The 14,254-nt window shown below is 60.5% G+C and carries 13 protein-coding genes; 2 read left to right on the top strand and 11 right to left on the bottom strand.

Annotation, left to right across the window (positions count from 1 at the left end):
- The first annotated feature begins 21 nt into the window (after positions 1-21).
- Positions 22-618 carry a TetR/AcrR family transcriptional regulator gene (locus tag DQ393_RS24645; protein ID WP_112344323.1) on the top strand — a complete coding sequence of 199 codons (597 nt, stop codon included), beginning with the start codon at positions 22-24 and terminating at the stop codon, positions 616-618.
- A gap of 47 nt (positions 619-665) precedes the next feature.
- Here the strand turns inward: DQ393_RS24645 and DQ393_RS24640 are convergent, their stop codons facing one another.
- From DQ393_RS24640 to DQ393_RS24615, 6 genes are all read right to left on the bottom strand, one after another.
- A complete protein-coding gene (locus DQ393_RS24640; RefSeq protein WP_112344408.1) occupies positions 666-1,019 on the bottom strand; it encodes a hypothetical protein in 354 nt (117 codons plus the stop codon).
- Positions 1,020-1,312: 293 nt separating this feature from the next.
- Entirely contained in the window at positions 1,313-2,401 is a 1,089-nt protein-coding gene (locus DQ393_RS24635) for an ABC transporter ATP-binding protein (protein WP_112344322.1), read from the bottom strand.
- 21 nt (positions 2,402-2,422) lie between these two features.
- Positions 2,423-4,075 carry an alpha-glucosidase gene (locus DQ393_RS24630; protein WP_112344321.1) on the bottom strand — a complete coding sequence of 551 codons (1,653 nt, stop codon included), beginning with the start codon at positions 4,073-4,075 and terminating at the stop codon, positions 2,423-2,425.
- Positions 4,076-4,109: 34 nt separating this feature from the next.
- Positions 4,110-5,264 (bottom strand): carbohydrate ABC transporter permease, encoded by a 1,155-nt coding sequence (locus DQ393_RS24625; RefSeq protein WP_112344320.1) that lies wholly within the window; start codon positions 5,262-5,264, stop codon positions 4,110-4,112.
- 1 nt (position 5,265) lies between these two features.
- Positions 5,266-6,282 (bottom strand): carbohydrate ABC transporter permease, encoded by a 1,017-nt coding sequence (locus DQ393_RS24620; protein WP_112344319.1) that lies wholly within the window; start codon positions 6,280-6,282, stop codon positions 5,266-5,268.
- Positions 6,283-6,405: 123 nt separating this feature from the next.
- The gene (locus tag DQ393_RS24615) at positions 6,406-7,767 is read right to left on the bottom strand and encodes an ABC transporter substrate-binding protein (protein ID WP_112344407.1); all 1,362 of its coding nucleotides are present in this window, start codon (positions 7,765-7,767) and stop codon (positions 6,406-6,408) included.
- Positions 7,768-8,071: 304 nt separating this feature from the next.
- Between DQ393_RS24615 and DQ393_RS24610 the strand changes: the two genes are divergently transcribed.
- Positions 8,072-9,103, top strand: a complete 1,032-nt coding sequence (locus tag DQ393_RS24610; RefSeq protein WP_112344406.1) for a substrate-binding domain-containing protein — start codon at positions 8,072-8,074, stop codon at positions 9,101-9,103.
- 84 nt (positions 9,104-9,187) lie between these two features.
- Here DQ393_RS24610 and folD read toward each other — a convergent pair whose 3' ends face one another.
- The 5 genes from folD to DQ393_RS24585 all read right to left on the bottom strand — a co-directional run bounded on the left by folD (position 9,188) and on the right by DQ393_RS24585 (position 14,247).
- Positions 9,188-10,087, bottom strand: coding sequence for a bifunctional methylenetetrahydrofolate dehydrogenase/methenyltetrahydrofolate cyclohydrolase FolD (gene folD / locus DQ393_RS24605; RefSeq protein ID WP_112344318.1), 900 nt, complete (start codon positions 10,085-10,087; stop codon positions 9,188-9,190).
- A gap of 116 nt (positions 10,088-10,203) precedes the next feature.
- A complete protein-coding gene (locus tag DQ393_RS24600; RefSeq protein WP_112344317.1) occupies positions 10,204-12,129 on the bottom strand; it encodes a GumC family protein in 1,926 nt (641 codons plus the stop codon).
- A gap of 130 nt (positions 12,130-12,259) precedes the next feature.
- Positions 12,260-13,099 carry a WecB/TagA/CpsF family glycosyltransferase gene (locus tag DQ393_RS24595; protein ID WP_112344405.1) on the bottom strand — a complete coding sequence of 280 codons (840 nt, stop codon included), beginning with the start codon at positions 13,097-13,099 and terminating at the stop codon, positions 12,260-12,262.
- 255 nt (positions 13,100-13,354) lie between these two features.
- Complete coding sequence (locus tag DQ393_RS24590) at positions 13,355-13,882, bottom strand: hypothetical protein (protein ID WP_112344316.1); 528 nt, start codon at positions 13,880-13,882, stop codon at positions 13,355-13,357.
- Positions 13,879-14,247 (bottom strand): hypothetical protein, encoded by a 369-nt coding sequence (locus DQ393_RS24585; RefSeq protein WP_112344315.1) that lies wholly within the window; start codon positions 14,245-14,247, stop codon positions 13,879-13,881. Before DQ393_RS24585 ends, DQ393_RS24590 begins: the two co-directional genes overlap by 4 nt.
- Positions 14,248-14,254: the final 7 nt, after the last annotated feature.

Here is a 14,254-nt window from a genome sequence, read left to right as displayed (position 1 = left end):
GACTCATGCCAAAATGATGGGATGCAAGATGCACCCTCAAAGCCGGAAGGCCTGCGCGAATGCAAGCGCCGCCTGACCTTTCAACGCATAGCGGACGTCGGAATGAAATCCTTTCTGGCGAAAGGCTATCAGGAAACCACGATCGAGGAGATTGCGGCAGCGGCCGGCATTTCCCGCCGGACCTTCTTTTATTACTTCAAAAGCAAGGACGATATTCTTCTGGCACACCAGCGCCGTTATATGGACGCGCTACGGACTAGCATCATGGAGAATGCGTCAGCCGGGCGACCGCTCGAGGTTGTCCATCAGGCAACGCTGGGACTTGCGGCCCGCCTCGAGGCAGAAGCACCTCGGCTTCTTGAGACGGCCAGGCTTTTGCGGCAAAGCGAAACCCTGCGCGCCCGCTCACGGGGTAACTCGCTGCAGCTCGAACAAATCGCCTATCAAGCCCTGTGCGAATTGTTTCCGACGAGGGATCGCGACGGCCTGCAGCTGGTTTCAATGATCGCAGTGAGCCCGCTCCGCCTCTCGGTCAACAAATGGCTGCAGGAAAACGGCAGGCTGCCGCTGATTGCGTATCTTGAGGATGCCCTACGGAAATGGCGGACGGAAATCTGATCCGTCAGCCGTATGGATCGGGCTGGCCTGCTTCCTATGGTCGCTGATCAGGCCCTGATGTCGAGCACGCGGTTCTTGTGGGCGGGATGCGTACTGTAGACGAAGATCTTGTTCATTTCCTTCTCCGTGAGGAGCCGCAGGAAACGGACTTCCACCGTATTGTTGGGGAATACCTTCATGAGGACGCAACCGATCTTCGAGATGCGGGCGTCGGGAATGTCCAGATAGAATTGCTTCGGCAGATTATACTGCGTCAGGATCGCAAGCACCGCGCTGCTCTGCGAGATGCGGATAATATCGCATCGACGGGACGCAAGGTTCATCACGCCCTTTTCGGTGTATTCGAGCCGCGCCGCGTTCATCGTGTCTTCCATGCGGAACCGCACTTCGCGGTCATACATGAAGGATTCTTCTTTGTTGAGAAAATGCTGACCTGAATTAGTTCTGCCGAACGCGGCCATCTTGGTAGATCCCTGAAGTATATTATGATGGGGAGACTACCAGCTGGTATTTAACAGAAGGTTTGAACGCGCCAGCCCAAGTTGAATTTTGTTGTGCATCTGAGATGCAATTTCAGGAAAAGTGCAGAGCGGTTTTCCGTCCGGAATCGCGTAGAAACAAAGGCCGTAGCGTTTCCGCGATTCGAAGAGAAGCGGAAACGCTCCAGCTTGAGCCGGCGTCGTCCCATGAGCGCCTACTTGCGATAGGAATGGCCCTCGGCATCGAAGAGATGCAGCTTCTGCCGGTCGGCGGCAAAGCGCATCTTCTGGCCGCGGTGGATATCGGCGATACCGGGAATTTTCACGATGATCGGCTCGCCATCGACCAGGCCTTCGATATAGAGCTGCGTCACTTCGCCAAGCGCCTCGACGATGGAGACCTCGCCTTCGAAGAGATAGTCGTCACCGGTCGCAAGACGAAGATCTTCCGGGCGCACGCCGAAGCTCGCAGTCCTGCCTTTTTCGGAGGCTGCCGTCGGCACGTCGAGCGTCACCGACTTGCCGCCGGTCAGCGTCACGGTCGTCGTCGCACCGGTTTCGGTCACAGTAGCGGGGATGATGTTCATGGCCGGCGAGCCGATGAACTTGGCGACGAACAGGTTGGCCGGGCGCTCGTAGAGTTCGAGGGGAGCTCCGACCTGTTCCACGCGGCCGGCTGACAGCACGACGATACGGTCGGCAAGCGTCATGGCTTCCACCTGGTCGTGGGTGACGTAGATCATCGTCGTCTCGGGCATGGAATCGCTGAGTTTGGCAATCTCGATGCGGGTCGCGACGCGCAGGGCGGCATCGAGATTCGACAGCGGTTCGTCGAAGAGGAAGACCTTGGGGTTGCGGCAGATGGCGCGGCCAATGGCGACACGCTGCCGCTGACCACCCGAAAGCGCCTTGGGCAGGCGTTCCAGATATTGGGTGAGCTGCAGACTTGCTGCGGCAGCACGCACGCGGCGGTCGATCTCCTGCTTGCTTTCGCCGGCAATGCGCATGCCGAAGGCCATGTTGTCGTAGACCGTCATATGCGGGTAGAGCGCGTAGGACTGGAAGACCATGGCGATGCCGCGCCGTGACGGCGGTACCTCGTTCACCTTCTGCCCGGCAATCATCATGTCGCCCGAGGTGATGCTCTCCAGCCCGGCGATCATGCGCAGCAAGGTGGATTTGCCGCAGCCGGACGGACCGACGAAGACGATGAATTCGCCCTCGTTGATCTCCAGATCGATGCCGTGCAGCACATGCACGCTGCCGTAGGATTTCTTGATATCCTTCAGAACAAGTCCCGTCATTATGCTCCCTCCTCCCAAAGGTCAGGCAAGATGCGCGAAGTAAGCGCCCCAGGCCGGAATATCGATCTTGTTGCCGTAGTTGTTGCTGGCGAAGCCGTGTCCCGTCAACGCCTGCCAGTTCCCATCAGGCAGGACCACCATCGCTTCGACCGGGCTCATGTTGAAGGCACAAAGAATGGTCTCGCCAGCGTAAGCGCGGCTGTAGATGAGTACGTCGCCCTGCGGCTCCGAAAACGCGATCTCGCCCTTGGCGAAGGCCGGATGCTGTTTGCGAAAGGCGAGGAAGCGGCGGTACTGCTCCAACACCGAAGTCTCGTCACCCTGCTGGACGCTGACAGCGCGCAGGATGTGTTCGACCGGCACCGGCAGCCAGGGCTTGACGGTGGAAAAGCCGCCCTGCGTAACCTGGCTGTCCCAGACCATCGGCGTGCGGCAGCCATCGCGGCCCTTGAACTCCGGCCAGAACTGGATGCCGTAGGGATCCTGCAGATCCTGATAGGCGAGATCGGCTTCCGTGAGCGCCAGTTCCTCGCCCTGATAGAGGCAGACCGAACCGCGCAGCGTCAGCAGCAGCGCCGCATAAAGCTTGGCGAAGGCATCGCGGTCGGCGACCAGATTGCCCCAGCGGCTGACATGGCGCACGACATCATGATTGGAGAAGGCCCAGCAGGCCCAGCCTTCGGGAGCGGCGGCGGCGAAATCCTTCATGACTTCTTCGACGCGATCCGGCGACAGGGCGTCCGGCGCGAGGAATTCGAAGGCGTAGCACATGTGCATCTTGTCGCCGCCGGAGGTGTATTCGCCGACGATCTCGAGACCGCGCTGGCTGTCGCCCACTTCGCCGACGGCGGCAATCGCCGGATATTCGTCAAGCACCGCGCGGAAGCGCTTCAGGAATTCCAGGTTCTCGGGACGGTTCTTGTCGTAGAGATGCTCCTGGAAATTATAGGGATTGACCGCCGGCGCAGTAGAGGCGTTGCGGCGCGCGGGCTCCAGCGCCGGGTTGTCGCGCAGCTCCTTGTCGTGGAAGTAGAAGTTGATCGTATCGAGGCGGAAGCCATCGACGCCGCGGTCGAGCCAGAAACGCACGACATCCAGCAAGCGCTCCTGCACTTCGGGATTATGCAGGTTCATATCCGGCTGCGAGGTCAGGAAGTTGTGCAGGTAGTATTGCATGCGGGTCGGATCCCACGCCCAGGCTGAGCCGCCGAAGATCGACAGCCAGTTGCTGGGTGGCGTGCCATCCGGCTTGGCATCGGCCCAGACATACCAGTCAGCCTTGGGATTATTCTTGCTCGAACGGCTTTCGACAAACCACGGATGACGATCCGAGCTGTGCGACAGCACCAGATCGATCATCACCTTGATGCCGAGACGATGGGCTTCCGTCACCATCGCATCGAAATCGGCGAGCGAGCCGAAGATCGGATCGACGTCCTCGTAATCGGAGACGTCATAGCCGAAATCGCGCATCGGCGAGGTGAAGAACGGCGAAATCCAGATCGCATCGACACCGAGCGCCGCAACATGCGGCAGACGGACGGCGATGCCCTTGAGATCGCCGATGCCGTCGCCGTTGGAGTCCTGATAGGAACGCGGATAGATCTGATAGATCACGGCGCCGCGCCACCAGTCCTTGTCAACTTCCGAAGCCGATTGAGGAGCAATGCTCATGCTGAATGGGTCCTGTGTGAGTCTGTGTTTTGGATCAGCCCCCCTTCACCGACCCGGCGAGCAGGCCGCGCACGAGATAGCGCTGCAAACCGAAGAAGACGAGGAGCGGAATAAGGATTGTGACGAAGGCCGACGCCGTCAGGATTTCCCAGTTGCCGCCGCGCGAGCCGAGCAGCGCGTTGAGGGCGGCGGTCAGGACCAGGTGGTCCTTATCGGTGCCGAGGAACACCATGGCGATCAGAAGGTCGTTCCAGACCCAGAGGAACTGGAAGATCGCGAAGGAGGCCAGCGCCGGGAAGGACAGCGGCAGGATGATCTTGACGAAGATATCGAAATCGCTTGCGCCGTCGACGCGGGCGGATTCGATGATCTCCTTCGGCAGGCCGGCAATGTAATTGCGCAGGAGATAGATGGCGAGCGGCAGACCGAAGGCCGTATGCGCCAGCCAAATGCCGGGATAGGTCTTCGACGGCACGCCGAACAATTGGCCGATTTCGTTATAGATGCGCAAAAGCGGGATCAGCGACATCTGCAGCGGCACGACGATGAGGCCGACGACGAGCGCGATCAGGATCGCGCGGCCCGGAAACTCCATCCAGGCAAGCGCATAGGCGGCGAAGGCGGCGATCAGGATCGGGATGACGGTCGCGGGGATCGTCACCGTCAGCGAATTGATGAAGGACTGGCCGATACCCTCGCCGCCGAGCACGTTGCGATAGTTGTCGAGCGTGAATTGCGGCGGTGTGGCAACGGTCAAGTAGACCCGCTTGGCGCGCGCATCGGCTTCAAACGGGCCACTCTTCTGATAGCGGTAGCTGCCGTCGGCATCGATGGTCAGCGTTTCGCCGTTCTCCAGTTGAGCAGGCGAGCCAGCCTTGTAGGCTGCCGGCTCCTGCACGCGCAGACCGAAGGACTGGATCTTGCCGCCGCCTTCCACATTGAGCCTACCTGCGATGACGAAATTCGCGCCGTCCGGCTTTGCCTTGTCCGGACCGTCGAGACGTGCGGCCGTCGTGCGCGAGGAGCCGGCAAACGCCGTCCACCAACCGGACGCGACGATCTGGTCCCTGTCGCGCAGTGCGGTCACGAAGATGCCGAGCGTCGGCAAAAGCCAGATGATGACGATGAGCAGCACCGCGGCATGAACGAAGATGCGGGCGGGACCGATACGACCGAGATTTCCAACCATGTCAGCGCCCCTTCGTCTCAGCGTTTGCGCGGCGGATGTTCCAGATCATGATCGGCGTGACCGCAACCATGAGGACGAGCGCGATGACGGCGCTTCGGCCGCTGTCGCCGCCGCCGCGGAACATCCAATTGAACATCAGGTTGGCAAGCACCATCGTGTTCCACTGACCATTGGTCATCGTGAGAACGATATCGAAAACCTTGAGGACGAGGATGGTGATGGTGGTCCAGACGGTGGCGATCGTGCCCCAGACCTGCGGCACCATGATCTTCCAGAAGATCTGCCAGCCATTGGCGCCGTCGATGACGGCGGCTTCGATGGTTTCTTCGGGAATGCCGCGCAATGCAGCCGAGAGGATGACCATGGCAAAACCGGTCTGAATCCAGATCAGCATCACCATCAGGAAGAAATTGTTCCAGAACGGAATGGTGATCCAGACTTCCGGCGTACCGCCGAAAAGCTGGACGACGGCGTTCAGAAGACCGATCTGCGTATCGGTGCCGCCGCGATATTCGTAGATGAATTTCCAGATGACCGAGGCGCCGACGAAGGAAATCGCCATTGGCATGAAGATGACCGCCTTGGCGATATTGCCCCACCAGATGCGGTCGGTCATGACGGCGATGACCAGGCCGAAGAAGGTGCAGGCGGCCGGCACGACGGCGAGCCAGAGGATGTTGTTGAAAATCGACTGGCGGAATTCGGTGTCGTTGAGCGCCCACAGGTAATTGGCACCGCCGACGAACTTATTGCCGTCCGGTCCATAGAAGGACAGGATGAAGGTCGCCACGACAGGATAGACGAGATAGACGACCAGCAGGAACAACGCCGGGCCTAAAAACAGCCAGGGGCGGATCAGACCGCGGCGTCGAAGGTTGACGGCTGCCTGATGGACGTCGTCTCCCTCCCTTGCCGGAAAGATCAAGTCCAAGAGCTTGTTGGAGAACCAGAAATAAGCGGCGCAAATGGCAACGCCGAATATCATGGCGCCAATCGCCGATACGATCTGCGAAAACATCCATTCCCTCCCCGAATTTACCTGCTTGAGTCCACCAGCCCGGCATCGGCCGCGCATAAGGGCGCGCCGTTGGATATTATTTGGCGCCGCCGGCTTTGACCGGCGGCGCTGGACTATGATGTCTTACTTGATGGCATCCCAGGACTTCTGAACCCCGTCGGTAACATCCTGAGCGGACTTGCCGCCGACGAAGTCCACCATGCCGGTCCAGAACGAACCGGCGCCGATCTTGCCCGGCATCAAGTCGGAACCGTCGAAGCGGAAGGTGGTCGCCGAGGTCAGGGTCTCGCCTTCCTTGCGCAGCGTGTCGTTGGCATAAGCTGCGGTATTGACGGCCTTGTATGGCGTCAGGAAGCCGGACTGCGCCATCCAGACCTCCTGGGCGATCGGCGTCTGCAGGAACTGGATGAAGGCACGGGCAGCCTTCGAATCCTTGGTGATGGCCGCCAGCGTGCCAGCGCCGAGAACCGGCTTGCCGAGTTCAGGATGCGCGGCGAAGGGCGGGAAGTAGAAGAAGTCCGCATCCTGGCCAAGCTTGGTGCCTTCCGGGAAGAAGGATGGGATGAAGGATGCCTGCTTGTGCATGTAGCACTTCGGCGGGACGGTGAAGAGGCCCTTCGGGCTGTCGCGGAAGTCCGTCGAGGCGACGGCCGCGACGCCACCGGCGACATATTTCGCGTTCTTGGCGAACTTCCCGAACTCCTCGACCACCGAGACGACCTTCGGATCGTTGAACTTCAACGTATTGTCGACCCAATGATCATAGTCCTGCGGCGTGTTCATGCGCAGCATCAGGTCTTCGACCCAGTCGGTCGCCGGCCAGCCGGTCGCACCGCCAGAACCGAGGCCGATGCACCAGGGCGTGCCGCCATCCTTGACGATCTGGTCGGAAAGCTTGAGCAGGTCCTCCATCGTCGTCGGAACCTTGTAACCGGCTTCTTCGAAGTTCTCCGGCACATACCAGACCAATGACTTCAGGTCGGCCTTGTAAGGGAAGGCATAGAAGGCATCCTTGCCGTCCTTGCCCTTATAGGTGCCGTAGCCGACCCAGCTGTCGCCGGCGCCGTAGTTCGTCTTGACCCAGCTCGCGAGATCATCGCCGAGTGGTGTCAGATAACCCTTGCTGGCAAGATTGGCGAGAAGGCCTGGCTGCGGGAGGATAGCGACGTTCGGCGGCGAACCGGCCTGCGTGTCGATGACGATCTGCTGCTCGTAATTTTCCGAGGACGAATACTTGGCATTCACGCCGGTCGCTTCGGTGAAGTAGTTGAGGACGCTCGTGAAGAGAGCTTCGTCTTCGCCGCGCCAGGGGCCGAAGATGGTCAGAGTCTCGCCCCTCAGGTCGGCATGCGCCGATTTGAACTCGTCGTAGCTTTTCCAGTTGAACTTGGAGTCCTGGCCGGGCTGGAACTTCAGATCGGCCGCCATCGCGGTACCGGCCGCCAAGGCGGCTAGAGCGACGGTCATCAAAAACATCTTTTTCATGCGGTTGTCCTCCCAAATAACGAAACCCATGAGCCGAGGCACAATTTGTGCCATCGCGCCCATTCCTCAAAGCGCTTTGGCTACCTCTCATCCATTGAGCGCAGGGAAAAGTCAAGCTCTTTTCAAATTTCGGCTAATATTCACAGACTATCTCGCGTTGCAGCATAAAATAGGCAGTGATATTTTGCTATTTATCTTGTCTCGAACGCATCGCCTGCTACATATTAAAAGCGCTTTGGATGCCAGCGATATTCGGGAGGTGTGCTGGCAACTGAGCAGTCGGGAATTGGAGGAGCCGAAATTCGTGAATCTCAAGCAGCTATCGCAAATGCTCGGGCTGTCGCAGACGACAGTAAGCCGGGCATTGAACGGATATCCGGAGGTTAATCGCGAGACTCGCGAGCGTGTTCTCAAAGCGGTTCGGGAAACCGGCTATCGGCCCAATAAGGCAGCGCAAAGACTTGCGACCGGCAAGGCGGGCTCGATCGGCTTGGTCATGCCGACATCGCCCGGCAACTCCTCGGACGTGCATTTCTCAGAGTTCCTGACCGGTCTCGGCGAGGAGGCCCTGCGGCACGACTTCCATTTCGTGCTGACGCCTGCGGATCCGAATGACGAAGTCGGCGCGTTGCGACGGCTGGCGGCCAGCGGCAATGTCGACGCGCTCTTCGTCAATTACATGCGCGGCCACGATCCACGTCTGGAAATGCTGAAGACGCTGTCCATGCCTTTTCTCGTGCACGGACGCTCGATCGGCTCCGAGCCGGACTATCCCTTTCTCGACCTCGACAATGAAGCCGCCTTCTACGACGCCACGAAACTGTTGCTGCAGCTTGGACATCGGCGCTTCGCCCTGTTGAACGGCCCGATCTATTTTGATTTCGCCATTCGCCGGAAAAACGGTATGGAAGCTGCCCTTGCAGAGCGCGGCCTTATGCTCGACGAGGCCTGCACCAGCCACACACCGATGACCGACGAACAGGGCCTGCTCGCCATGGAGCGCATCCTGCAGATGGAAAAGGAAAGGCGTCCGACTGCGGTGCTCTGCTCCAGTACCGTTCTGGCGCTCGGCGCCGTTCGCGCCATCAATCAGGCGAGGCTCAAGCTGGGTGAGGATATTTCGATCATCGCCCATGACGACGTGCTGACGCTTTTGAAGCCGGAAAGCTTCACCGTGCCGCTGACGACGACCCGCTCGTCGCTGCGCGCGGCAGGCGTGCGCATAGCCGAACGGCTGATCGGCGAGATCAAGCATACGGAGACGTTTCCGGCGCAGGAATTGTGGAAGGCCGAACTGATCGTGCGCGCCTCGACCGGCGTTGCGCCGACCGACTGATACCTGGCTTCAAGTGCGTCGCGATCTTTCAGATTCGCGCCGTGGTCGTTATCGCAAACCGCGGCACACTTTGCGCGGCTTGCTTTAAAACTTTGGCGGCTTCTGACCCGCGGCGCGATGGGCAGCGATGACGGTATTGGCCATCAGCATCGCGATCGTCATGGGGCCGACACCGCCCGGAACCGGCGTGATGGCGGCAGCGACTTCGGATGCTTCACCATAGGCGACATCCCCCACCAGCCGGCTCTTGCCCTCGCCCCGCTCAGGGGCCGCGATCCGGTTGATGCCGACATCGATGACGGTGGCGCCGGGCTTGATCCAGTCAGCCTTGACCATCTCCGGACGGCCGACAGCCGCCACCAGAATATCGGCACCTCTTGCCACCGAGGCCAGATCCTTGGTGCGCGAATGCGCCGTCGTAACAGTGGCATTCGCATTGAGCAGCAATTGCGCCATCGGCTTGCCGAACAGGTTGGAGCGGCCGACGACGACGGCATTGAGACCCGACAGGTCCTCGCCGTGGATTGAACGCACCAGCAGCATGGCGCCGGCCGGCGTGCACGAGATCAGCCCGGTTTCGAGATCACCGGTCGCCAGCTTGCCGGCATTGACGACATGCAGGCCATCGACATCCTTCTCCGGCCGGATCGACTGAATGATGTCATCCGAATCAAGATGCTTCGGCAGCGGCAGCTGCACGAGAATGCCGTGGATGGAGGGATCGTCATTCAGCGAGGCCACCAGGGCGGCAAGCGCTTCCTGCGTCGTCTCGGCCGGCAGGGTGTGCTGGATGGACTTGAAGCCGCATTCCCTCGCCATCTTGCTCTTGGAGTTCACATAGGCGTGGCTGGCCGGATCGTCGCCGACGATGACGACGGCAAGCCCGGTCTTCACACCGGCCTCCGCTTCAAGCCCAGCCGCCGCAGCCTTCACGGCTTCGATCACCGAAGCGGCCGCTTGTTTCCCGTCGATCACTGTCGTCACGCTCGTCTCCCGATCATGAATTCGCTGGCAATCTACAGACCATCGGCCCGGCATAATTGCCTGCTAACGCCCTATGGTGTCTGAAAGCGGTAATTGCAAGGGAAAACGATGGGCGATCAGCCGCGGTCCTGATTCCTGCGCACCGCGTAGGTTTCGACCTTGGCACGCAGGGATGCAAGTTCCTGCTGAATGCGGCCCCACTCGTCCGCAACGTCGAGCCGGCCTGCGATTTCGGGGGTAGCCGGCAGCGGCTCAGCCGCGATAGCGGGCAAAGGCGGAAGCGATGTGTCGCTATCCTGATGGAAAGAAGGAAGGGCTGGCATGACGCTATCGTCAGCCACATGGCCTTCCGCGGCTTCGGCACCGCTCAGCCACTTGCGCAGGAACACCGCGCCAAGTGCCATGCCGAGGGCGGCCAGGAAACCGATTGCCTGATTGCTCGCGAGATGATCATCCAGCGGGAGAGCCGATGCGACGGCGTGCGAGATCAGCGTCAGCGGCTGTTTGGCTTCCGGCACCGACAGAGCGGCATTCTGCTGATCGGCCTCATAGCGGCTCTGCGCGACGGCCACGGCATCCTGCAATTGCGCAAGGCGCATGACGTCGACATCGATGCTCTTCTGGCTGAGGCCCGTCATCTCAGCCGAAAGAGCCGTCTGCTTTTCGAGGGCCGCCTTCACATCGGCGTCGCTGCTGACGACGAGCCGCTGCAGTTGGCTGCGGATGTCGGCGGCAAGATCATCGACCGTCGCCTGCTGCGCAAGCAAGCGGGGATGGCGTGGACCAAGCTGCGTCGAAAGCTGTGAAAGCTGGGTCTTGGCGGCACTATAGCGGCTGCGCAGATCGTCGAGTCCGGCGGATGCGACATCGCCCGACAAGGCGCCACTCAGCACGGAGGCCGGCGTGGCCGACTTGACCGATGCAAGGCGAGATTTGGCCGCGCGCAAGGCCAGCCCGGCTGCCTTTATTTCGCCATCCAACTGCTGACGCTGCTGCTGGAGCGCCAACGCCGCCGCGATCTTGTCCTCGCCATAATGCGTCTTGAACTCGGCCAGGGCCGCCGATGCGCGATCGAATTCCTTGCGGCTGCGATCGGCTGCCGTCTCGACCTCGAGCGACGTGCCAGCGGCCTTTGCGACGGCGGCATCATAGAGGGTGGCGACAGCGAGGCGATTGGCAATATCGGCCGATCTGGCGGGATCGCCGCTGGTCACGGTCAAGCGCAGCAAACCCGTCTCACCATCGATGCCGACAGCGATACCCTTGCGGAGAGCCGCCTGAGCGCGCGAGGGTGCATCGGATGCGTTGCCGTTGCCGGAGAGGAGCTCGACGGCAATGCCGAGAGCACCCGCCCGGCTGCCGGTAAATTCCGGATCGCGATCGAGCTTCATCCTGGCGACGACATCGGACAGCACGGACGGTGCGACAGCACGTTTCGCTGCGACGTCCAGCAACGTCCGGCGGCCGCTGCCCTCGCCTTCCGCATGCAGGACGGCCTGCGACATATAGAGCGGCGGCGGTGCGAGCAGCGTCGGGACAGCCGCGCCCGCCAAGGCGGTAGCAACGATGAAACCGAGAGAGCGGATACCGAGAGACCAGCGACCGATGCCCGGCCTATGCTCGGCCAGATCGCGGATCGCAGTCTGCGGAGAGAGTTCCGGCATGCCTTCGAGCAGGTCGGGCACGAATTCCAGCAGATCTGGCACGGGCTCCGATGCTGGCTCCCGCATTTGTTCGGGCTCCGCGCGGCGGAACGGCGGAATGCTTTGGGGGTACCCGGCAGGCCGATGTTCCGGCGACCCCGCATCCATCGATCCCCTTCGTCCCGAGATCGGATAAGGATCGCCATCCAGCGCCCTGCGCAGGATGGCGCGCAGCTCCGTATCGCGCGGATCGTCGGAATTAGCCGCTTGCAGATGGGCTGCACGGCGCAAGCTATCGTCGCCCCGAAGAGGAGAAACGTGCCGGCCCGATCCGCGCGATACCTCGAAGGTTTCCGCATCGTCTCGGTAGAATCCGGGCCTGGCTTTGCTTTCAAACATGGCGGGCTATCTCGCGCACATGGTCGGAGACCAATGCAATGGTTAACCCACTCTAAACTTTCATGCCAAAGAAAGAGTTAACGCCGCGTCCGCGAATAGGCGAGCGCTCGGCATTTTTTCTGAGATTGCTCTAACTTGCCAATTTATCCGGGGCGGCGATGCGCCGCTGCGGCAGCTGCAGCGGTTCTGCGCGAAGGACACGCTCCCTGCGGCCGAATTGATGCCTGACGACCTGATAGAGGAAAAGCGGAATGCCTAGAATATAGCGCCGCCACAGCCTGCCCGGTTCGAGAGCCAAGCGGAACAACCACTCGCTGCGTAGCGCGCGCACGAGCCTGGGGGCCCGCGGCACGGTTCCGGAAATGAAATCGAACAGGGCGCCGACGGTCAACACCAATCGCGCATGCTGCGGCCCGACATGCTCGGCGACCCATTTTTCCTGCAAAGGCGTTCCCATGCCGACGATCAGCACATCGATCTTCTGCCGGCCTATTTCCGCGGCAACGGCGCTGCTTCTCGCTGGATCGAAGAAACCGTCGGAAACGACGATGTACTCGTGCCACGGCGCGTGGCGGCGAAATTTTTCAGCCGCGTTTTCGACGACCGAGCGCTTGCCGCCCAGCAGGCCTATCCGCTTCGTCCGCTCCATGAAGGTCAAAAGCGCAGGCACGAAATCCGTGCCGTTCAAGTTCGCCGGGAATGGCTCGCCATGGGCGACGCGCGAGGCGATATCGAGGCCGACACCATCGGGAAGCACCAGATTTTGCTCGAGAACATTGCGATAGCTGTCATCGCGCAGCATGACGAGCATATTATGGGCGTTGACGAAGGAGATCGAGGTCTGGCCGACCGGCAGGGAAGCGAGCTCATTGACGAAGGTCAGGGCATTATCCCAATCGAGATCGCAGACCGGCAGATCGAAAATCATGCGGCGGGATGCTACGACGGCAAAATCGGCAACCTGGTTCAATCCAACAACCTCCTGCCCGAGACCGCACATGCGCATGATGCCGAGAATAACAAGGCTCATGCGCCCCAACCGTTCATCGGTGCTGCGACTACGAGGCGTCACTGGGAGGTGTTTATAGCCAGATAAATCCAATGTTCCGTTAGGATGGAACGTGGGATTTATCGGAAACCATCAAGGATTCATTAATGTATCGTCGGCTGGAGCCCGGCTTTGCAGCCCTGGAATGGAGCGGTGCCCCGCCGAGCCAGGACACATTTACTCTACCGGCACCTTATCCTTCGCCGCATCCTGCACGATCTTGACGGGCTTGACCGTTTTCTTGCCGATGCTCTCCCCGCCATGGGTTTCTTCCTTGGAAAGATAATCGAGCTGTTCGATCAGCACGTCGGCGACATAATCGCCGCCGAGCCGCTCGTTCATCCGCTTCTTCAGGTCGCTGCGGAAGGCGGCGACGTCGAAATTCTGCGTGTGCGCGATATCGATCACCTTGTTGCCGATCAGCAGCGTGAAGAGCTCATCCGTCGTCAGCTCCGGCAGGGGTATCTGCAGCGCGTTTGCCTTGCCCTTCTCCATCATGAAGGAGATGCGCGTCAGAAAATAGCCGGTCACCTGGCCATTGGCGATGACAGGGACATTGATCGATTCGCCCTTGATCAGTTCCTGCTGCGCCTTCTTGGCGTCGTCAGGACTGATTGCGGGCGCTGTCGCCACCTGCACCGAAAAATAGACCGAGGCCAATGTCACGGCGCAGACCCACAGGCCGGTGAGAGCGAGCTTGATCATCCGGCCTCACGGACGCGGAATTGCTCCTGCGAATAGGTGCCGTCCGCATCGGCGTTCTGCACGGCATTCTTCAGAATGTCGGCGACGGCGCGCACGGCCTCGAGGTGAGCCTCGACCCGGCGGGCGTTCAGAACCAGCTTCTTCTTCAGATCGTGCAGCTGCCCGATATGAGCGGCGGCAAGATCGGCCGGATCGGTATCGCGAAACAGCATCGACAATTCGTAGAGGCAACGGCTCTTGTGAGCGTTCGATACCTTGAGATCGAATTCCGGGTCGGTGCCGATCCGATTGTTCTCATTGTCGATAATCATCTCCAGGCGGCCAAGGACAGACTTGATCCGATAGTCCTGCGACATCATTTCCATGTTTGTT

It is taken from the genome of Martinezella tropici (assembly GCF_003287875.1).
Lineage (GTDB): Bacteria > Pseudomonadota > Alphaproteobacteria > Rhizobiales > Rhizobiaceae > Rhizobium > Rhizobium tropici_C.
Note: the sequence above shows the minus strand (reverse complement) of the source record. Positions and strands in the feature narration are given on the sequence as shown.